Origin of the sequence: Castellaniella sp. GW247-6E4 (genome assembly GCF_040276065.1) — a bacterium.
Taxonomy (GTDB): domain Bacteria; phylum Pseudomonadota; class Gammaproteobacteria; order Burkholderiales; family Burkholderiaceae_B; genus Castellaniella.
Genome location: NZ_JBELOI010000001.1, coordinates 348,007 through 367,185, shown reverse-complemented (window position 1 = coordinate 367,185; position 19,179 = coordinate 348,007). Strand labels below are relative to the sequence as shown.

The following is a 19,179-nucleotide window of genomic DNA, read 5'->3' as shown; positions in this document are numbered from 1 at the left end:
GGTTTACCCTTCGACCCCCTGCGCCATGAGCGATGCTAAGGGCCTTCGCCGAAATATTCCTTGAAGCGATGGCCGAGCTTGCGCGCCTTGGTGCGCAGGTACTGCTCGTTGTAGGGATTGCGGTTGACCTGCAGGGGAATACGTTCGCAGACCTCGATGCCCAGGCCTTCGAGCATCCGCACTTTGCGCGGATTGTTGGTCATCAGGCGCACGCGTGAGACGCCGAAATGGGCCAGCATGGGGCCGCACAGATCGTAGCGCCGCATGTCGGCCGGAAAACCCAACCGCTCGTTGGCCTCGACCGTGTCGGCGCCCTGGTCCTGCAACTGATAGGCGCGGATCTTGTTCAGCAAGCCGATGCCCCTGCCCTCTTGGCGCAGGTACATGATCAGGCCCCTGCCCTCGTGCGCGATGCGCTGCATGGCGGCCTCGAGCTGGGCGCCGCAGTCGCAGCGCTGGCTGAACAGAGCATCGCCTGTCAGGCATTCGGAGTGGATCCGCGCGAGCACCGGTTCGCCGGCGCCGAGGTCGCCGAGGGACAGCGCGATGTGCTCCTTGCCCGTGTCGGGTTCGACGAAGGCATGAATCTCGAAAATGGCCCAGGGGGTGGGCAGTTTGCTGGAGGCGGCGTATTGCAGGGCCGCGCCTGTCGCGGCGCCGTGGGCGCCCTCGCTGGGATGCATAGGATAGCTTGAACGTGTTGAAGACCGTGACGGGCTATAGCTTAGCGCAACACCGCCGCAAGAAGCCAAAAAAACCGGACCCCGCTTGCGCGGGATCCGGCCGCAGCCCCCCCGGGCCACACACAAAACAGTGGGTTCAGGCCTTCACCCCCAGATAGCGTTCGATGATCTCGCCATTGCCATGCAGGTCGTTGGGCGTGCCCTCATAAACCATATGTCCATTGTTGATGATATAGCAGCGATCCGCAAGTGACAAAGCGGCGCGGACGTTCTGCTCGACAATCACGATCGTGTTCCCGGAGTCGGCCAGCTTGCGGCAGACCCCCATCAGGTCGCGCACGATCAGGGGCGCCAGGCCCTCGAAAGGCTCGTCCAGAAAAATGATGCCGGCGTTGCGAATCATCGCCCGGGCGATCGCCAGCATCTGCTGCTCGCCGCCCGAGAGCTGCTTGCCGCGATTGCGCTTGCGTTCGGCCAGCCGCGGGAAGCTCTCGTAGATCTCATCGAGCGAACGTGGGCTCTCGGCGGTCATCGCCGCGAGCTGCAGGTTTTCCTGGACTGAGATCGAACCGAACACCCGCCGCTCCTCCGGCACGAGCTGGATCCCCAGGGCCGCGCGCTGGTAAGGCGGCAAATGCTGCACCTCGACCCCATTGTGGCGGATGGCGCCGGATTTCACGGCGACCATGCCCATGAGGGATTTCAGGGTTGTGCTTTTACCCGCGCCATTGCGCCCCAGTAGGGCCACCACCTCGTGCTCCTCGACCCGCATCGACACATCGAACAGGATGTGCGAGTCGCCGTAGTAGCTGTTGATTTTGTCGACTTCAAGCAAACTCATGATCGTCCACCCCCCCGAGGTAGGCGGCCTGCACCGACGTATCCTGGCGGATCTCGTCCGGCGTGCCTTCCGCCAGTTTGCTGCCTTCATACAGGACCGTGATGCGCTCGGCCAGTTCGAACATGGCATCCATGTCGTGCTCGACGATCACCATGCTGCGGCCCTTGCGGATGGATTTCAGCAGCGACACCACCAACACCCGCTCCTCGGGGCCCAGGCCGGCCAGCGGCTCGTCGAACAGCAGGACGTTGGCGCCCGTGGCGAGCGCCAGGCCGATTTCCAGCCGGCGCTTCTCGCCGTAGGACATCTCGGACACCAGCGTATCGGCATGATGACTCAGGCCGACCAGCGCGATGGCCGCGTTCACCTGTTCATCGAGCGCTTCGGAGTGCAGGCCCCTGAGCATGTCGCTGCGGAATTTGCCGCGACTGCGGGCGAGCACCGGAATCATCGCGTTCTGGCGCACGGTGAGCTGCTCGAACAACTGGTTGATCTGGTAGCTCTTGCTCATGCCGAGCTGGCAGACTGCCGTCACGCCCACCCCCGTGATCTCCTGGCCACGGAAATACACCTTGCCGGCCGTGGTGGGCAGTTCACCCGCCAGCATGGCGAAGAACGTGGACTTGCCGGCGCCGTTGGGGCCGATCACTCCGTGCAGCTCGCCCTCGCGCAGGCTGAAGTCGACGTCGCTGACCGCCTTCAACCCGCCGTACTGCTTGGTGATGCCGCGCGCCTCGAGGACGGGCGTACCGGGGCGGCTGGACGCCAGCGGCGGAACGATTGCGAGCTCGGATGAAACCTTGGCGCTGGCGCCGGCATCGATGTCCGCCGGCAGCCGGCCGCGGCGCATCCTGACGAAATCCAGGATGGCGCCCGCCACGCCGTGGCGAAACACGGTCACCAGGACCACAAAGACGATGCCCAGGATCAGTTTCCAGTAGGGACCCAGGTTGCCCACCTGTTGCAGCCCCTCATACAGATAGAGCCATATCGTGGCGCCCAGCAGCGGTCCGAGCAAGGTGCCGGCACCGCCCATCACGGTCTGGATCACCAATTGCGCCGACGTGTCCAGCGCGAAAGCGTCGGGCGGCATATAGGACTGAAACAGGCCCAGCAGCCCGCCGGCCAGGCCACCGTAGGCCGCCGCCACCACGAACACCGTCAGCTTGTAGGACTGGATCGAGTGCCCCAGCGCCATGGCGCGCTTGGGATTGCCCCGGATGGCCTTGAGCACCGCGCCGAAAGGCGAGCGCACGATGCGCCGGGCGATCAGATAGCCAACAAAAAAGAAAATCGCCACGAACCAGTACATCGGCCAGCCGCTGGAGATGTTGAAGTCCACGAACCCCAGCGACAAGTGAGGTGGCGGCACGCCAGCGATGCCGTTCTCGCCGCCGGTGTACTCCTTGAAGGAGGAGTTCTCCAGGAAATAGAACATCTCTCCAAAGGCCAGCGTGCTCATGGCGAAGTAAATCCCCGTGCGCCGCAGCGTCAGGTATCCGATGACCAGGCCCGCGACCGCCGCGACGACCATGCCGATCAACAAGGCGATCAGCATATTGGGCACCAGATCGGCCGTCAGCAGATAGGCCGTCACAAAACCGCCCGTCCCGTAGAATGCCGCCTGGCCGAAGGACAGCAGGCCCGTATAGCCGAACAACAGATCAAAGCCCAGGCCGAACAGGCCCCAGATCAGAATCCGGGTCAACAGATCCGGGCTCATCCCCACGTGGGGCAGCACGAAGGGCGCCGCGATCAGGCTCAGCCCCACGAGGATTTCCGGCAACTGTCTACGCATGCTGCCGCCGTGGGCCGGCTGCTGCGGCGCCGCGGCCGCCTCTGCGGTTCGATGGCCCGCGGCCATCATGCTGTCATGTACGGAGCTCATTCGCGTCCCTCCTGTCCCATCAGGCCCTGCGGGCGGAAGATCAGCACCAGCGCCATGGCGATAAACAGCATGACATCCGAGTACTGCGGATTGACCATCGCGGTCAGACTGAGGATCTCACCGGCGATGATGCCGCCGATGATGGCCCCCGGGAACGAGCCCACCCCGCCGATCACCACCACCACAAAGGATTCCACCAGGTAGCGGAACCCCATGTCCGGCGTGAGCGCGACGATGGGCGAATTGATTACGCCTGCGAAACCGGCGGCCATGGCGCCGATGCCGAACACCAGCAGGAAGGTGCGCTTGACGTTGATGCCCAGCGCGTTGACCATCTGGGCGTCCTCGATGCCGGCGCGCACGATCAGCCCCAGGCTGGTGCGATACAGCACGAAATACAGTAGCAGCAGCGTGGCCGCGGCGATGCCCAAGGTTTGCAAGCGATACATTGGATATATCAAAGAGCCCAGACGGGCAATCCCCTGGCCCCAGTCGGGCGGGGTGACCGACAGGCTGACGCCGCCGTACAGGCCGCGCACGATCTCGACCAGGATGATGCTGATGCCGAACGTCACCAGGATCTGGTCCTCGGGCGGGCGGCTGTAATACTTGCGCATCAGGCCGCGTTCCATGATCAGGCCGGCCGCCAGGGCCACGGCCGAACCGCCGGCCACCGCCAGCACGAAAGAATCCGTCAGGCTGTAAACCGTATACCCCGCATAGCCCCCGACGACGAACAGCGCGCCGTGGGCGAAATTGATGACACCGAGCGTGCCGTAGATAATCGTCAGGCCGGTACTGATGAGGGCCAGCAACAGGCCGGTGGCCAGCCCATTGAATAGCTGCGAAAGAAACAAAGACATGCTCGGCATCGAGTTGCCTCCTGTGAGAGCCCCGGAACCCGGCCTTTCCCCCGGTCTGGAGGAAAGGCCGGAAACCGCGCTTAGACGTAATCACCCATCTTGCAACCCAGCAGGCCGACCGGAGGCAGGACGTCCTTGCCGCTGACGACCTGGACGACATCGAAGAAGTCCTCCGGGCTCTTCATGTCGGCGGGCTTCTTGCCGCGCAGGATCGGAAAGTCGACGATGCCCTGATGGTCTTCGGGGCGGAACGTGACCTTGCCCACCGGGCTGTCGCGAAGCTCGCCGGCCTCCAAGGCCTTGACCACGTCGATCGGGTAGAGGCTCTTGGCGCGCTCCACCGCATCGGCCCACAACACCAGCGCCAAGTAGGCGTACATGGCCGAATCCCGGGGTTTGCTGTTGTATTTTTTCTCGTAGGCGGCCACGAAGTCCTTGGCGACGGGAATCTTGTCCTCCATGGTCCACCAGAAGCCCTGGGCGGCGTAGACGCCTTGCATGACCTCGGCACCGACTTCCTTTTCCAGGTAGGCGGACATATAGGGAATGACGATCTTCATCTTGTCGAGCAGGCCGAACTGCTTGGCCTGCTTGATGGCGTTGGCGGCATCCGCGCCATAGGCCACGACGACCAGCACATCGGCGTCGGTGTTGGCGATGTTGATCAGGTAGGAGCTGTAGTCCTTGGCACCCAGCGGGTGGACCTGGTTGGTGATCGTCTTCCAGCCTTCCTTCTCGGTGAACTCGGTCATGGACTCTGTGGTGGTATGGCCGTAGGTGTAGTCCGGGGTCAGGTAGGCGGCCTTGCGATTCTTGCCAAGCTCCTTGGCGACCACCGGGGCGATGGCCTTGCAGGCCATGTAGGCGAAGTAGCACAGGCGAAAGCCGTAGCGCTGGCAGTCCACGCCAGTGGTTTCGTTGGAGCCCGAAATGGCCGTGAAGTACGGGGTGTGTTCGCGGTTGCAGACTTTCTGCAGGGCGATGGCCACCGCGCTGCTGGTGCTGCCCGCGATCATCATGGCCTTGTTGTCATGGATGAAGCGGGTGGCCGCCTGCACCCCGGTGTTGGGCTTGGTTTCGGCGTCGGCCGAACCGAGCACCAGCTTCTTGCCCAGGATGCCCTTCTTGATGAGCGGGGAGATCTTCTGAACCTCGGGAGCCCCGGCATTGATCTGCTCGGCGGCCAGCTCGTAGCCGTTCTTCTGCTCGGCGCCCTGGGCCGAATACGGACCTGTGAGGTCGACGGTCAGACCCACAAATACGGAATCCCCGTCGGCGCCCGCCGGCCACGCCCCCAGGGGCTTCTTGTCCTCGGCCAAGGCAACCCGGGCGGCTCCGGGCATCAGCATGCCGCCGGCCACGCCGGCCGCACCCGCTTTCAATACCGAGCGGCGCTGCACACGTGCCTTCAAGGCGTTGCCCAAAGTCTTCTTTTCATCCATTGCTTGTCTCCTGAGTGATTGAGCCCGGGTATCGGGGACGCCCGGCGTGAAATGAATTTCCAGTGAAGCACCCGCTGTCTTTTTGTGAGTCATGTCAAGCTTTGTTTTTATGTCGGCAGATAAAAACCTCACTTACTTCCGCGTGACGCTATTAGTAAGATTTGAAACTTACGCAAAACTTACGCAAATAGGACATGGATTTATTTGCTTCTGACATACCTCAGGCAAACATCGGCCCATCGCGAATATCCGCGATATTCAAAGCACTGTTTTCAAATGGATTTATCGCCCGGAAAAATTTCCGCAACGCACAAAATCAGGGTAATTGCTTAAGGGAAAACAGCAGGGCGGAAAAATCGGCATTTTTCCCCGCGGCATGTCAGGACCCGCTCGGCGGATCCGAATCATTCAAGTCAAAATGATCTTGTCGACATACTCGCACGGCGTCTCGAGGGCCGGACCCCTGGACGGCTGGATCAGGCCGGCGCCTCTGCCTTTGCCACGCAGCCTCTTGCATCCGGAAAGAAAATGAAATGTAATCGCAGGGACACCTGAAGCCGGTCGAGGCTCGAGAATCCTTAGCACACTGCGTCCATCCACGATCATGCGGTTTATCCCAGGCCTGCTATCCGCCATCATGCTATGCGCGGGCCTGGCGCCCGCACACTCGCAAACAGCGGACCTCTGGCCCGACCCGCCGTTCCGCAACGTGCTCGCGACCCCATACGGCACGCTGGAGGTGCGCACCACCAGCTACGTCTACGGATCCGCCCTGCTGCTCGACGGCACAGAGGTCGAGCCGCCCATCGAGGGTCTCATCAACATCAGCTATGCCTACCGCGTGGGCAAGCGCAGCGTCGCCCTCATCAGCGTCGACACCGGCGATCGAGCCTGCCCCATCCACTACCACTGGATTGCGCTCGATAAATCCGGCCACCGTGTCACCAAGGCCTTCGGCTCGTGCTCGCCCAAGGTCCGGGTGAGCATCCACGGCCGCAACCTTCAGCTCGAGACGCCGAGCGCCGACGCGCCCGGCAAGATCGACCTCTGGTCCTACGATGGCCGCTCGGTCAGACGTCGCCACTGAGGCGCGGCTACTCGAAGGCGCCAAGCAGCCAGGGCGACACCAGGGCGAGGAAATCCACCACCGGCATGTCCCGCCCATTCAAGATCACCCGGCCGGCGCCATAGATGAACGCGAGCCGGGCGACACCGCCCTCGAGCCCGATGAGCCCCGCACGCACGAGACGGCCCGAGACATGATCGAACGCCATGCTCGCCATGGCCGCCGCGCGCTCGGCATCGGCCGGATTCGCGCGCCGCGCCGTTTCGAGCAACATCGCCTTGGACACCTCGACATCCAGGCGCACCTGCCGCAGCGCGCCTTCGATGAAGGCGCCCAGCCCGGCCGCATCGGCGCCCGCCTCGCCGGGCGCCGTGAAATCCACGGCCAGCGTGGCCTGGCTGCGACCCTGGGCATTGAGCCAGCGCAAGGGATCGATCGCGACAGAGGGTCCCGCCGCCAGCACCGGACCCAGGCGCTCGCGCAGCATCGCCTCGTCCTCGGGGCTGAGGCCCTCGGATTCATCGCCGGTCGCCGCGATCCGCTCCCAATCCCGCCGCAGAGCCTGGAACGCCGCCACGTCCAGGCGCTGCGCCGAGGCCCCGAATTCCAGCCGACCCATGTCCGCGCCCCCCACCCGCAACTGATCGAGGGCGTAGCGCAGCCGGCCATCGGCAAGCGCGCCGGTGCGCGCCGCATCCAGGCCGACCTCGAGGCCGTGCATCTCGACCACGGGCGTATCGGGCTGCTCGAGCAAGGCCTGCCCGATCGAGAGGCGATAGTGCGTCTGCCCACCGCTGTCGTCGGCCAGCACGCCATTGCTCTGGATCGTCACGTCCCGCAAGCGCAACCGCTCGCCGGTTTCGGGGGCGACCAGGCCGAGCTCGCCCAGGCTGCCTTGCGCCTCGGTGGCCCGCGTGCCGGGATCGTAATCCACCGTCATGCGTCCCGCATCGAATGCGAGCTGGGTATCCTCGCCGTTCACCTTTGCGGCCCGCAGTTGCCAGACCGTGTGGATCTTGCCATCGAACGCGATCCGGGTGTCGATCGTCAGCGGCGAGCCACCGCCCTCGACGCCATCGAACCAGGCCCGCCAGGCGTCGCTGGGCGTCAGCGAGAGGCGACTGTAGGCCATCGCGGGCCGCCAGTCGCCCGCGCGCAGCGCCGCCCAGGGCAAGGGTCCATGCGCCAGATCGTCCTGGAAATGCAGATCGCGCGCGCGCCCGGCATCGTCCCGGTAAGCCAGGGTGTAGCGGATCTGAGACGAGAACCAGCCGCGCTGGTAGTCGTCGATGCGCAAAAGCGGCTGCGGTTCGGACACCGTCCACTGCGCCGCGAGGCCGAGATTCACCTGCTCGACGAACCGCTCGATTTCGGACTCGGCCTCGCGTCCCGCGTACCACGATGCCCCTGCATAGGCGCCCACCAGCACGAGCGCCCCAACCACCGCAACCGCGGCCGGGGAACGGCTCATGGCCGGCCCCCATCGGCGCGCTCGTAGAGACGGGCCAACTGCGAGACGTCCTGCGGGCCCAGCCCCCGGCGGCTGGCGAGCCGGTAGCTTTGTCCGGCGGCGGCCGCCACGGGAACGGCAGAGCCCTGGGCACGGGCCAGGGCAGCCACGGTGTCGAGGTCCTTGAGCATGGTGTCCAGCCCCGCCTGCACCGGTGGCGGCGGCTGGGTCATGCGCGGCACGAAAATCTGCAGCAGCGTCGAGTCCGCCCAGCCACCGCCCAGGGCCTCGGCCAGGCGCGCCGGGTCCACCCCGGCATCGCGCGCCAGGCCCACCGCCTCGGCGATGGCGGCGATGGTGGTGGCCACGATCGTCTGGTTGCAAAGCTTTGCCACCTGGCCCGCGCCGGTATCGCCCATGTGCGTGATCCGCCGGGCATAGGCCGTCAGCACGGGCTCGACCGCATCGAAGGCGGCGCGCGGGCCGCCCGCCATGATCGCGAGCGTGCCGGCGTCCGCGCCGCCGGTACCGCCCGATACGGGCGCATCGACCCAGACCGCGCCCGAGGCCTGCTCGAGGCGCGCGGCGAAGCGCCGCGTGGCATCCGGCGGGATCGAGGAATGGTCGACGACCACCGCGACACCAGCCGCCTCCGCCAGCCCCTGCGGCCCGAACACCACGGCCTCGACAGCGGCCGCGTCATACACGCACATCAGAACGTAGTCGCATTGCTCGCCCAGGGCGCGCGGCGTCTCGCACACGCGTGCGCCCTCGACGCCGAGGACCGCGGCGCGCGCCGGCGAGCGATTCCAGACCCGCAACTCGTGCCCGGCCGCCAGCAGCCGCCGCGCCATCGGGGTCCCCATCAGGCCCAAGCCGCAAAAACCGATAATCATCCGTTCTCCTTCCGGCGCGCTTCGCGCTATGCTCGAACAAATATAGTACCTTGCCCAAGGACGCCCACATGCCCGCACCCCTCGATTTCTATTTCGATTTTTCCTCGCCTTACGGCTATTTCGCCAGCACCCGCATCGATGCGCTGGCGCGGGAGCTGGGCCGCGACGCCCGCTGGCACCCGATCCTCCTCGGGCCGATCTTCAAGGCGACCGGCACGGTGCCCCTGGTCCAGATCCCGCTCAAGGGCGACTATTCACGCCTCGACATTGCGCGCACCGCGCGCCTGCACGGCATCCCCTTCAAGATGCCTGATCCTTTTCCCATCGCGACCGTCGCCCCGGCGCGCGTCATGCTGCACGTCGGCCAGGATAATCCGGCGCTGGCCAAGGCCTACGCCCGGCGGGTCCTGCACGCCTACTATGTAGACAACAAGGCTATCGGCCAGACCGAGGAGGCGCTGCGCCTGGCCGGCGGGCTTGGCATAGATACGGGGGCGCTGGCCGAGGCGATCGCCTCGGAAGCGGTGAAGACCCTGTTGCGCCAGGCCAACGACACGGCTATCGAGCGGGGCGTGTTCGGCTCGCCCTTCATCCTCATCGACGGCGAACCGTTCTGGGGCTTCGACCGCCTCGAAACCATCCGCCTGTGGGCGCGCGACCCGCAGGGCCGCGCCCCCACCGGGTCCTGATCGACCCGACAGGCGCTAGGTCGCGAGCTTGCGCGAGAGCTCTTTGGGCAGCGGAAAGGCGACGTTCTCGACCACGCCCTCGAGCGGGCGCACCGAGCGCGCGCCCAGCTCTTTGAGCCGCGCGATCACCTGCTCGACCAGCACCTCGGGCGCCGAGGCGCCGGCCGTCACGCCGACCCTGCGGACCCCCCGCAGCCATTCCGGATCGATCATGTCCGGATCGTCCAGCAGGTAGGCGGTCACGCCGCGGCGCTCGGCCACCTCGCGCAGGCGGTTGGAGTTCGAACTGTTGGGGCTGCCCACGACCAGCACCAGATCGCAGGCCGGCGCCATGATGCGCACCGCGTCCTGGCGATTCTGCGTCGCATAGCAGATGTCGCTTTTCTTGGGCTCGGCGATGCCCGGGAACCGCGCGCGCAAGGCGGCGGCCACCTCAGCCGCGTCGTCGACCGACAGCGTGGTCTGGGTCACAAAGGCCAGTCGATCAGGGTTGGCCACCTGCAGGGCGGCGACGTCGGCGATGGTTTCGACCAGGTGGATGCCGCCTTCGGCCTGGCCCAGCGTCCCCTCGACCTCGGGGTGTCCCCGATGACCGATCATGATGATCTCGCGCCCGTCCGCGCGCATGCGCGCAACCTCGATGTGGACTTTGGTGACCAGCGGGCAGGTCGCATCGAAGATCCGCTGGCCGCGCGCCTGGGCCTCGGCACGCACCGCACGCGAGACGCCGTGCGCCGAAAAGATCACGATGGCGCCGGAAGGGGCGTCGACCAGTTGGTCGATGAATATGGCGCCCTTGCTGCGCAGGTCCTCGACCACGTAGCGGTTGTGCACGATTTCGTGGCGCACGTAGATCGGCGCGCCGTGGAGCTCGAGGGCGCGCTCGACGATCTCGATGGCCCGGTCCACGCCGGCGCAAAAGCCCCGCGGCTGAGCCAGGACGATTTCAGGTTCGGGCAAGAATGTCTCGGTCATGGTCACAGTACCCCCAGGATCCGGACCTCGATCTGCAGATCGACGCCCGCCAGCGGATGGTTGAAATCGAACAGCCCCGAGGTTTCGCCCAGCTCCTTGAGCACGCCGGAATACCGCCCGCCGTTGGGCGCCACGAACTCGACCATGTCGCCCGGCTCGAATTCGGCGTCCGGGGGCGCGTTGTCACGCATGGTCTCGCGGCTGACGCGCTGGATCAGCTCGGGATTGCGTTCGCCGTAGGCCTGCGCCGCCGGCAGTTCGACCGTGAAATGCTCGCCCTCGACACGCCCGACGAGGAGGCTCTCGAGGCCCGGGGCCCATTGCCCCACGCCCATTTGCAAGGTCGCCGGCCGGTCCAAAAAGGTATCGACGAACACCGCGCCGGCCCCCTGGCCGCTGGCGAACTCGATGCGGTAGTGCAAGGTCACGTAGGAATCGGCACGGACAAAAGTATTCACCGCGTCAGATGTGGAAGTCAAAGTGTGTCACCGTAGAAGATCATGCTTATGCGCCCATTTTAGAGCCTAATGTGACACAAGATCCCGCTTCTCCCTATTCCCGGCCCCCGGCCGGCCGCATCGCGAGCCCCGAGCGCCCCCGCGAGCGCCTGCTGGCCCACGGCGCCCGCTCGCTCACCAGCGCCGAGCTGCTGGCCGTGGTGCTGCGCACCGGCACCCGCGGGTGCGACGCCGTCGCACTGGGCAGGCGCCTGCTCGAGCGCTTCGGCGGCCTGCGCGCACTGCTGTCCGCCCCGGCCGGCACGCTGCTGGAGATCCCGGGCGTGGGGGTGGCCAAGACCTGCGAGCTACTGGCCATCCAGGAACTGAGCCGCCGGGCGCTCGAGGAGGGCCTGCGCGCCGGCCAGTCGATGGATCAGCCCCAGCGCGTCAAGCAGTTCTGCGCCGCGCACCTGGCGCACCTGCGGGTCGAGCACTGCATCGCCCTCTATCTCGACACCCAACTGCAATTGATCGGCTGCGAGGAGGTCTCGCGCGGGACCCTGTCGCAGGCGACCGTCTATCCCCGCGAGGTCGTGCGCGCGGCGCTGGGCCATCATGCCGCCGGGCTGATCCTCGCCCACAACCACCCATCGGGCCTGGCCGAGCCCAGTCCCGCCGACCTGAGCCTCACGCGCCACTTGAAGCAGGCGCTCGCCCTGGTGGACATCCGCCTGATAGACCACCTGATCGTGGGCGCCTCCGGGACGGTATCCCTGGCCGAGCGGGGCGAGTTGTAGGCCGCGGCCCCGGCGGCGGCGGGTCTGGCCCGCGGCGCTTGAGAAAACGCCTGCAACGCAGTAGAATGGTCGGCTTTACTGGATACGTTGTTGGGTCTTTGATGGGGTTTGGTGCCATCGGCCCGGCTGGCGACCCTACCACAGACCGACTGGAACCCACCATGAAAGAAGGCATCCACCCCGAATACCGCGAAGTCGTATTCCTGGATCAGCAAACCGGCAACAAGTTCATCTCGCGCTCGACCCTCTCGACCCGCGAAACGACCGAGATCGACGGCAAGACCTACCCGCTTTTCAAGTGCGATGTGACCTCCGAGTCTCACCCCTTCTACACGGGCGCCCAGACCCGGATCGTCGAGACCGGCCGCGTCGAGAAATTCCGCGCCCGCTTCGCGCGCACCGCCGGCACGGTCAAGAAAGACCAGTAAGCACGCCCCGCAAGGTCGCAGGCAGCCGCTGGGCTGCCTTTTTTATCGGGGAACAGCAAGCCGAAGGCGCCGCGTGGGGGTCCTTTTTTCATTTAAGATGGCTCTGTCCATCTCCTCACTGGTGCTGTCCCGGTGCTCCAAGACCACGTTCGCTCGACACCCGCCAGGCTGACGGCTCCCGCCGCCGTCAAGCTCTCGCGTCTATTCCTGCTCGTCGTCGGACTGGTCTACATCCTGGCCGGCCTGTTCTACCGCGACCCCTGGAAGACCGACGACGTCACGAGCCTGGCCACCATGCTCACGGCGCTCTCGGACACGGGCACCCATGCCTGGCTGCTGCCGCAGATCGGATCGCTCGCGCACGCCCAGGACGGACCGCTGGTCACCTGGGTGGGGGGGTTCTCGATCTGGGCATTCGCGCCACTGTTCGAATGGTTCTCAGGGCCGCTGGATGCGGCGATCATCGCCTCGCGCTTGCCCAATCTGCTATGGTTCGGCATCCTCACCAGTTCGATCTGGTATGGCACCTACCTGCTGGGCCGGCGCGCCGAGGCGCAGCCCATGGCCCTGCCCTTTGGCGGCGAACCGCATCCGCGCGACTACGGACGCATGCTGGCCGACGCCGCCTTGCTCCTGATCGTCGCAACCGTCGGCATCGTCTGGCGGATGCACGAAACCTCCGAGGTCCCGGCGGTCATCGCGTGCCAGGCCCTGGCCTTCTATGCCGTCGCCCGCATGTTGGACCATCCGCTGTCCGGGGCGGTGACGCTGGGCGTGGCGCTGGGCGCCGCATTCCTCGCGCGGGGATGGCTGGGCGGCCTGCCGCTGATGCTCGCCGCCGGCTGTGCGTTCTTGCCGCGTAGCCCGCTGCGCGCCGAATCCAAGTGGCTGGCGATCAGCGCCCTGATCTGCGCGGTCCTGATCCTGCTCTGGTGGATCCCCGCCCGCGAGTTCGGCCCGTACTGGACGCGGAGCTGGTGGTACTGGACCAGCCAGTCCTTTGGCTGGCCCCACCCCAAGGCCTTGCTGAGCATCGCGCGCGACCTCCCCTGGTTTCTATGGCCCACGTGGCCGCTGGCGCTGCTTGCGCTCTGGCGCTGGCGCGGCTGGCTGGCGGCGCCGCACATCCTCATTCCCGCGAGCTTTGCCGGCGGCGCCCTGCTGGTGATGTTGTTCGTGGCCGACCCCTTCGAGCCGGAATACAGCGTGCTCGCCGTGCCCTGCGCCGCCCTGGGCGCATTCGCCCTGCCGACCCTGCGCCGCGGCATCGTCAATACCCTGGACTGGTTCGCCATCATGTGCTTCTCGCTGACGGCCGCCACAGTCTGGCTGGGCTGGGTCGCCGTGCAGACCGGCTGGCCTGCCCAGATCGCACGCAACATCGACCGCCAGACCTCGGGCCTGGACGCCCACGTCGCCTGGCCGGCGCTCGCGCTGGCCGTGCTGGGAACCGCCGCCTGGATCCTGCTGGTGCGCTGGCGGGTGCGCTCGCACCCGGCCGGCCTTTGGCGCGGCACGGTGCTGTCAGCCGGCGGGCTGATCACGACCTGGCTGCTGCTGGCGACCCTCTGGATGCCCGCCCTGGACTACGTCCGCAGTTACCGCGAGGTCTCCCACTCGCTCGCGGCCGCGCTCGCGATCCACCAGCAGCCTGGCGACTGCGTGCGCACGCTGCACCTGGGCACCGGCCAGCGCGCCTCCTTCCTGGTGTTCGACGGCATCGAGTTCAGTTTCGACGAGCGCTGCCCTCTGGTTCTGCAACAGGTCGCGCCCGAGTCGCTGCGCAACGGCGAGGCGCCCTACGCGCAGCGCGCCGCGCTGTGGGAAGGCCGGCGCGGCCCCGACCGCAACGAGATGTTCCGCTTGCTGCGACTGAAGCAGGCCCCATGAGTCGACCGCCACGGACCGGCCCGGTGCGCGGCGCCATCGCCGAGATCCTGCGGCAGGCCTGGCCCATCCTGATCAGTTCCTGGGCCGGGATCATCTTTGCCGTGCTGGACACGGCGATGGTGGGCCACACCACGGCCACGGACCTGCAGGCCATGGCCCTCGGGGCCTCGATCTACATCACGATCTTCATCGGCCTGATGGGGGTCGTCCACGCCCTGATTCCCATCATCGCCCAACACTTCGGCGCCCGGCGCCTGGACCTCGCCGGCCACGCCTGGGGCCAAGGCGTGTGGCTGGCCCTCTACCTGTCCCTGATCGGCGGCGCCACGCTGCTGTTTCCCGATGCCTGGCTGTCCCTGTCGGGCACGGTCGACCCCGAGGTCCGCAAGCGAATCGCCTGGTATCTCCTGGCCCTGGCGGCCGCCCTGCCCGCCGCCCTGGTGTTTCGCAGCATCTATGCCCTGTCCACCGCGATCTCGCAAACCCGGGTCGTGATGCTGATCAACGTCGCCAGCATCGGTTTCAAATTGCTGTTCAACGGCATGTTCATCTTTGGCTGGGCGGGAATCCCGGCCATGGGCGCCGTGGGCGCCGGACTGTCCACCCTGGTGGTCAGTTGGATGACCCTCGCCGCCGGGCTGTGGATGATCCGGCGCCTGCCGGCCTTTCGCGCGCTGGACCTGCGGGTGCGCCGCCCCCGGTGGGCCGACCAAAAGGAATTGCTCAGGCTCGGACTGCCCATGGGCGGCTCGTATCTGATCGAGGTCTGCGCTTTCAGCTTCATGGCCCTGTTGATCGCGCGCGACGGCCTGTACGTCAGCGGCGGCCAGCAGATCCTCGCCAACTTGATCGCCCTGTGCTATATGCTTCCGATGTCGATCAGCCTGTCGACGGCTTCGTTGACGGCGCAGGCGATTGGCGCGCACGACGCCGCGCGGGCCCAGACGACGGGCTTGTCCGGCGTGCTGCTGGTCGCGCTGGGCGCGGCCGCCACGGCGGCGGTCCTGGTCCTCGCGCAAGGGCCCATTGTGCGCGCCTATACCGATGAGGCCCGCGTGGCGCTGGTCGCATTGGCTCTCCTGCAGGTCGCCCCCTGGTTTCATTTCTGCGACGCCATGCATTGCGCCAGCGCCTATCTGCTGCGCGCCTACAAGGTTGCCGTGGTGCCGTTGATCCTGCAGATCGTCGCCCTGACCGGCGTGGGCCTGGTCGGCGGCTGGTGGCTGGGCTACGGTCCGGGCGCGGGCCGTCTGCGGCCCGTGGCCGACTGGCTGATGCCCGGCGCGCCCGTGGGGGCCGCCACCATGTGGATCATGGCGGCCGCCGGCCTGGGCCTGACCTCGGCCCTGCTCTTCGGATGGTACGCCCGGGTCCTGCGGCGCACCGCCGCCCGCCTGGCCCGGGGCTGAAACCCACACCAGGGCAAGGCTCAGGCCGCGTCCCGCGCCACCGCTGCCATGGGCTCGGGCGGCGGTCCCGCCCCGTCCGCGCCAGCCACCGGGCTGACCAGTTCCACCACGCGGCTGCGCGACAGCACCCCGACGAACTCGTCGTCCTCGCCGGTGACCGCCAGGGGTTCGGGGCTGCGCAGCAGACGCGCGAGAACCTCGTCGAGGCCGGCGCTGGCGGGCACGGAAGCCATGTCGCCCACGTAGCGCGCCACGTCGCGCGCACCGCTGCGCACTGCCCGCTCGGCCTGCTCGCGCGTCAGGACCCCCGCCAGGCGCTTGCCGTCGAGCACTGCCGCATACTCGTAGCCCCGCCCCGCCAGGCGATCCAAGGCATGTGCGGGATGCGTGCGCATGGTCAGCGTCAAGGGCCGCTCGTTGCAGGCGTGCGCGGCGTTGAGGACCTTGCCGCGATTGACATCCTGCAGGAAGGACTGGACGTAGTCGTTGGCCGGCGCGAGCAGGATGTCCTCGGGCGCGCCTTCCTGGACCAGCTCGCCGTCCTTGAGGATGGCGATCCGGTTGCCCAGGCGCAAGGCCTCATCCAGGTCGTGAGTGATGAACACGATGGTCTTGTTCAGGCGCGCCTGCAGGGCCAGGAGTTGGTCCTGCATCTCGCGGCGGATCAACGGGTCGAGCGCCGAGAACGCCTCGTCCATCAGCAGGATTTCGGCATCGGTGGCCAGGGCGCGGGCCAGGCCCACGCGCTGCTGCATGCCGCCCGAGAGCTGATGCGGATATTGCCCCTCGAAACCGGACAGGCCGACCTGCTCGAGCCAATGCATGGCGCGTTCCTTGCGGGCCGCGCGGCCCACGCCCTGGACGGCGAGCCCGTAGGCGGCGTTGTCCAGGACGCTGCGGTGGGGCAGCAAGCCGAAGCGCTGGAACACCATGCTCATCTTGGAGCGCCGGAAACGCTCGAGCTCGCGCGGGCGCAAGCGCATGACATCGACCCCGTCGACCAGAATCTGGCCGGCGCTGGGGTCGATGAGGCGGTTGAAATGACGAATCAGCGTGGACTTGCCCGAGCCCGACAAGCCCATGATCACGTGGATGTGGCCATCCTCGACGGACAGGCTGATGTCGCGCAGGCCCAGCGTATGGCCACTGCGCTCGAGCAGCACCTCTTTCGAAATGCCGTCGCGCACGGCATTCATCCAGCGTTGCGGCCGGGGGCCGAACACCTTGTAGATATTGCGGACTTCGATCTTGCTCATGTCAGGCCCTCCGCCGCAGCTGCCGATTGCCGAACTGCTGGGTGATGCGGTCGAAGATAATTGCCAGAATCACGATCCCCAGACCCGCCAGCAGGCCGCGCCCCACCTGGAGGCGGTTGATCCCTTGCAGGACCTCGTAGCCCAGTCCGCGCACCCCGATCATGGAGGCGATCACCACCATGGCCAGCGCCATCATGGTGGTCTGGTTGATGCCCGCCATGATGTTGGGCAGCGCGAGCGGGAGCTGCACCCCAAAGAGCTGGCGCGTGCGGCTTGCTCCAAAGGCCCGCGAGGCCTCCAGCACCTCGTGATCGACCAGGCGGATGCCCAGGTCGGTGAGGCGGATGACCGGCGGCACCGCGTAGATCACCGTGGCGAACAGCGCCGCAAGCTTGCCCAGGTTGAACAGCATCACCACGGGGATGAGGTAGACGAAGCTGGGCATGGTCTGCATGACGTCCAGGATCGGCAGCATGACCGCGCGCACCCACTTCACACTGGCCATCAGGATCCCGACCGGGATTCCGATGGCCACCGAAAACAGCACCGCCACCAGCATGAGCGATAGCGTCTGCATGGCGGCATCCCACAGGCCGACGGCCCCCAGCAGGCAGAGCAACCCGCCCATGAGCAGGCTGAACCAGGGCTTGCGGCTACCCAGCCAGGCGACCGCCACGATCGCGCCCACCACCAGCCACCAGGGGGCGTGTCTCAGGGTCTGGTCGGACCAGACGAGCAGATCGAGTAGTGGCTGGGTCAGGGCGCGCAGGGTATCCGCGTACTGATTGACGATGCCCTCGACGAAATCGTCGATGGGGCGCTGCAGCTCGCGCGCCTTGATGAGTTCCGGGAACATGGCGGCCCCGCTTAGAGCGCCGCCTGCACGCGTTGCGCCACATCGGCCGGCAGCCACTGCGTCCAGATATCCTGCTTGGATTTCAGGAACCACTGGGCGGCGGGCTCGGCATCCAGTTCGTTCTCATCCATGTACGACAAGGTTGCGTTCATGGCGTCGAGCGGAACCTTGACCCCGGAGAGGAAGCCGATCAGCTTGGGCGCCTTTTCAGAGAACTCGGTATTGACCGCGGTGAACACCGGATTGTCCGGATATGCGGTGGGCTGCGGATCGGCGCAGTTCACGTCAGTCAGGCAGAGCTGCTTTTCCTTGTCGTAAGGCGGCAGCTCGAGTTGCACCAAGTCCATGGACCCTACAATCGAGGTCGGGAACCAGTAGTAGAAGACGATGTTTTCCTTGCGCTGGTAGGCGGAGGCCAGCGCCGCCTTCTGTGTCGCGCCGGTCCCCGGCGAGAACAATGTGAAGGTGTCGCTCATGCCCAGGGCCTTGAACAGATTGCCGTTCACGACCTCGCAGGCCCAGCCCGCCGGGCAACCGTAGAAGCGACCCTTGCCGGGCTCCTCGGGATCCTTGAATTCGTCCTTGAACTTGGGCAGGTCGGCGGCCTTTTTCAGCCCAGGCAGCCGCTCGGCCGTATAGCGCGGGATGAACCAGGCCTCGCCGCCCATGTACAAGTCGCCGATGCGCTTGACCTTGCCGCTCGCCTGCGCCTTGTTCCAGGGCTCGAGCGTGCTGTTCAGCCACAGCTCGGTATTGATGTCCAGGTCGCCGCGCTCGAGGGCCGCGAGCGCGGGCAAGGTCTCGGTGGGCAGGACCTCGGACTCGCAGCCGTAGCCGTGCTTGATGATGAAGCGCTCGACCTCGACGAGCACCAAATTCGACTCCCAGTTCATGCCGCCAAACCGCATCGGGCGGTCGAGCTCGCATTGCGGGGTGTCGGCGGCCTGGGCCACCAGGGGAACACCGCCCAGCAGGGCGGTCAGCGCAAGGCCGACCATCCCTTGGGATAGGCGATGACGAAAGGCCGTCTTGCGCGGCAGGGGGGATTGAGTAGACATGTAGCCTCCTTTGGGTTACGGAGACGCGCAATACACGAAACGTATCGCGCGCCATAGCTTAGGGGAGGGTGTGCGGAAGACGGGGGCTGACCCGCCAATACATACCGGCACTAGCGCGGATGCCCAATGGCATCCATTGACAGGGTGATGGGGCCGATGCGAACCGGCCCGTCATACGCCAGAATTGAAAAATCATGCCGCCCGGCTTATTCGGAACCCCGAGCCCGGGCGGCTGACCCATGACCCTCAAGT

Annotated in this window: 18 protein-coding genes; 6 read left to right on the top strand and 12 right to left on the bottom strand. The window is 66.4% G+C overall.

Translation table 11 applies throughout. The annotated features are described in order from the left end of the window. Positions 1–35: 35 nt before the first annotated feature. The 5 genes from ribA to ABS761_RS01660 form a co-directional block, all read right to left on the bottom strand. Positions 36–683, bottom strand: coding sequence for a GTP cyclohydrolase II (gene ribA / locus ABS761_RS01680; RefSeq protein WP_350406230.1), 648 nt, complete (start codon positions 681–683; stop codon positions 36–38). Between the two features lie 136 nt (positions 684–819). Further along, a complete protein-coding gene (locus ABS761_RS01675) occupies positions 820–1,524 on the bottom strand; it encodes an ABC transporter ATP-binding protein (RefSeq protein WP_350406228.1) in 705 nt (234 codons plus the stop codon). Continuing rightward, positions 1,511–3,412 (bottom strand): branched-chain amino acid ABC transporter ATP-binding protein/permease, encoded by a 1,902-nt coding sequence (locus tag ABS761_RS01670; RefSeq protein ID WP_350406226.1) that lies wholly within the window; start codon positions 3,410–3,412, stop codon positions 1,511–1,513. The genes ABS761_RS01675 and ABS761_RS01670 overlap by 14 nt, the downstream gene beginning before the upstream one ends. Continuing rightward, positions 3,409–4,275, bottom strand: coding sequence for a branched-chain amino acid ABC transporter permease (locus ABS761_RS01665; RefSeq protein ID WP_350406225.1), 867 nt, complete (start codon positions 4,273–4,275; stop codon positions 3,409–3,411). The genes ABS761_RS01670 and ABS761_RS01665 overlap by 4 nt, the downstream gene beginning before the upstream one ends. Before the next feature lie 80 nt (positions 4,276–4,355). After that, positions 4,356–5,717, bottom strand: a complete 1,362-nt coding sequence (locus ABS761_RS01660; RefSeq protein ID WP_350406224.1) for a substrate-binding protein — start codon at positions 5,715–5,717, stop codon at positions 4,356–4,358. A gap of 604 nt (positions 5,718–6,321) precedes the next feature. Between ABS761_RS01660 and ABS761_RS01655 the strand changes: the two genes are divergently transcribed. Beyond that, positions 6,322–6,804, top strand: a complete 483-nt coding sequence (locus ABS761_RS01655; protein WP_350406222.1) for a hypothetical protein — start codon at positions 6,322–6,324, stop codon at positions 6,802–6,804. A gap of 7 nt (positions 6,805–6,811) precedes the next feature. On the opposite strand, the gene ABS761_RS01650 is transcribed toward ABS761_RS01655, so the two are convergent. Both ABS761_RS01650 and ABS761_RS01645 read right to left on the bottom strand, forming a co-directional pair. After that, positions 6,812–8,254 (bottom strand): YdgA family protein, encoded by a 1,443-nt coding sequence (locus ABS761_RS01650; protein WP_350406221.1) that lies wholly within the window; start codon positions 8,252–8,254, stop codon positions 6,812–6,814. Beyond that, positions 8,251–9,129, bottom strand: a complete 879-nt coding sequence (locus tag ABS761_RS01645) for an NAD(P)-dependent oxidoreductase (protein ID WP_350406220.1) — start codon at positions 9,127–9,129, stop codon at positions 8,251–8,253. The genes ABS761_RS01650 and ABS761_RS01645 overlap by 4 nt, the downstream gene beginning before the upstream one ends. A 68-nt stretch (positions 9,130–9,197) precedes the next feature. Here ABS761_RS01645 and ABS761_RS01640 point away from each other — a divergent pair, with 68 nt between their 5' ends. Then, positions 9,198–9,818: a 2-hydroxychromene-2-carboxylate isomerase gene (locus ABS761_RS01640; protein ID WP_350406218.1), complete on the top strand. Its 621-nt coding sequence runs from the start codon at positions 9,198–9,200 to the stop codon at positions 9,816–9,818. A gap of 15 nt (positions 9,819–9,833) precedes the next feature. Here ABS761_RS01640 and ispH read toward each other — a convergent pair whose 3' ends face one another. Both ispH and ABS761_RS01630 read right to left on the bottom strand, forming a co-directional pair. Further along, positions 9,834–10,793, bottom strand: a complete 960-nt coding sequence (gene ispH / locus ABS761_RS01635) for a 4-hydroxy-3-methylbut-2-enyl diphosphate reductase (RefSeq protein WP_350406217.1) — start codon at positions 10,791–10,793, stop codon at positions 9,834–9,836. Positions 10,794–10,795: 2 nt separating this feature from the next. Continuing rightward, a complete protein-coding gene (locus ABS761_RS01630; RefSeq protein ID WP_350406216.1) occupies positions 10,796–11,272 on the bottom strand; it encodes an FKBP-type peptidyl-prolyl cis-trans isomerase in 477 nt (158 codons plus the stop codon). Positions 11,273–11,322: 50 nt separating this feature from the next. Between ABS761_RS01630 and radC the strand changes: the two genes are divergently transcribed. From radC to ABS761_RS01610, 4 genes are all read left to right on the top strand, one after another. Beyond that, positions 11,323–12,030, top strand: coding sequence for a RadC family protein (radC, locus tag ABS761_RS01625; RefSeq protein WP_350406214.1), 708 nt, complete (start codon positions 11,323–11,325; stop codon positions 12,028–12,030). 161 nt (positions 12,031–12,191) lie between these two features. Next, positions 12,192–12,458, top strand: coding sequence for a type B 50S ribosomal protein L31 (locus tag ABS761_RS01620; protein WP_350406213.1), 267 nt, complete (start codon positions 12,192–12,194; stop codon positions 12,456–12,458). 132 nt (positions 12,459–12,590) lie between these two features. Beyond that, a complete protein-coding gene (locus ABS761_RS01615; RefSeq protein WP_350406211.1) occupies positions 12,591–14,348 on the top strand; it encodes an ArnT family glycosyltransferase in 1,758 nt (585 codons plus the stop codon). Continuing rightward, a complete protein-coding gene (locus tag ABS761_RS01610) occupies positions 14,345–15,757 on the top strand; it encodes an MATE family efflux transporter (RefSeq protein ID WP_350406210.1) in 1,413 nt (470 codons plus the stop codon). Before ABS761_RS01615 ends, ABS761_RS01610 begins: the two co-directional genes overlap by 4 nt. 20 nt (positions 15,758–15,777) lie before the next feature. On the opposite strand, the gene ABS761_RS01605 is transcribed toward ABS761_RS01610, so the two are convergent. Genes ABS761_RS01605 through ABS761_RS01595 form a run of 3 tightly spaced genes read right to left on the bottom strand, consistent with a single transcriptional unit; the run spans position 15,778 to position 18,867 of the window. Continuing rightward, positions 15,778–17,013 (bottom strand): quaternary amine ABC transporter ATP-binding protein, encoded by a 1,236-nt coding sequence (locus tag ABS761_RS01605; RefSeq protein WP_350406209.1) that lies wholly within the window; start codon positions 17,011–17,013, stop codon positions 15,778–15,780. 1 nt (position 17,014) lies between these two features. After that, a complete protein-coding gene (locus ABS761_RS01600) occupies positions 17,015–17,869 on the bottom strand; it encodes an ABC transporter permease (protein WP_350406208.1) in 855 nt (284 codons plus the stop codon). A gap of 11 nt (positions 17,870–17,880) precedes the next feature. Beyond that, positions 17,881–18,867 carry an ABC transporter substrate-binding protein gene (locus tag ABS761_RS01595; RefSeq protein ID WP_350406609.1) on the bottom strand — a complete coding sequence of 329 codons (987 nt, stop codon included), beginning with the start codon at positions 18,865–18,867 and terminating at the stop codon, positions 17,881–17,883. Positions 18,868–19,179 lie beyond the last annotated feature (312 nt).

Excerpts from the sequence above, each read along its gene's own strand:
- ABS761_RS01595 (WP_350406609.1), bottom strand. The coding sequence starts at position 18,867 with ATGGTCGGCCTTGCGCTGACCGCCCTGCTGGGCGGTGTTCCCCTGGTG.
- ABS761_RS01620 (WP_350406213.1), top strand. The coding sequence starts at position 12,192 with ATGAAAGAAGGCATCCACCCCGAATACCGCGAAGTCGTATTCCTGGAT.
- ABS761_RS01660 (WP_350406224.1), bottom strand. The coding sequence starts at position 5,717 with ATGGATGAAAAGAAGACTTTGGGCAACGCCTTGAAGGCACGTGTGCAG.
- ABS761_RS01645 (WP_350406220.1), bottom strand. The coding sequence starts at position 9,129 with ATGATTATCGGTTTTTGCGGCTTGGGCCTGATGGGGACCCCGATGGCG.
- ABS761_RS01610 (WP_350406210.1), top strand. The coding sequence starts at position 14,345 with ATGAGTCGACCGCCACGGACCGGCCCGGTGCGCGGCGCCATCGCCGAG.
- ribA (WP_350406230.1), bottom strand. The coding sequence starts at position 683 with ATGCATCCCAGCGAGGGCGCCCACGGCGCCGCGACAGGCGCGGCCCTG.
- ABS761_RS01665 (WP_350406225.1), bottom strand. The coding sequence starts at position 4,275 with ATGTCTTTGTTTCTTTCGCAGCTATTCAATGGGCTGGCCACCGGCCTG.
- ABS761_RS01670 (WP_350406226.1), bottom strand. The coding sequence starts at position 3,412 with ATGAGCTCCGTACATGACAGCATGATGGCCGCGGGCCATCGAACCGCA.
- ABS761_RS01600 (WP_350406208.1), bottom strand. The coding sequence starts at position 17,869 with ATGTTCCCGGAACTCATCAAGGCGCGCGAGCTGCAGCGCCCCATCGAC.
- ABS761_RS01650 (WP_350406221.1), bottom strand. The coding sequence starts at position 8,254 with ATGAGCCGTTCCCCGGCCGCGGTTGCGGTGGTTGGGGCGCTCGTGCTG.
- ispH (WP_350406217.1), bottom strand. The coding sequence starts at position 10,793 with ATGACCGAGACATTCTTGCCCGAACCTGAAATCGTCCTGGCTCAGCCG.
- ABS761_RS01675 (WP_350406228.1), bottom strand. The coding sequence starts at position 1,524 with ATGAGTTTGCTTGAAGTCGACAAAATCAACAGCTACTACGGCGACTCG.
- ABS761_RS01640 (WP_350406218.1), top strand. The coding sequence starts at position 9,198 with ATGCCCGCACCCCTCGATTTCTATTTCGATTTTTCCTCGCCTTACGGC.
- ABS761_RS01655 (WP_350406222.1), top strand. The coding sequence starts at position 6,322 with ATGCGGTTTATCCCAGGCCTGCTATCCGCCATCATGCTATGCGCGGGC.
- ABS761_RS01605 (WP_350406209.1), bottom strand. The coding sequence starts at position 17,013 with ATGAGCAAGATCGAAGTCCGCAATATCTACAAGGTGTTCGGCCCCCGG.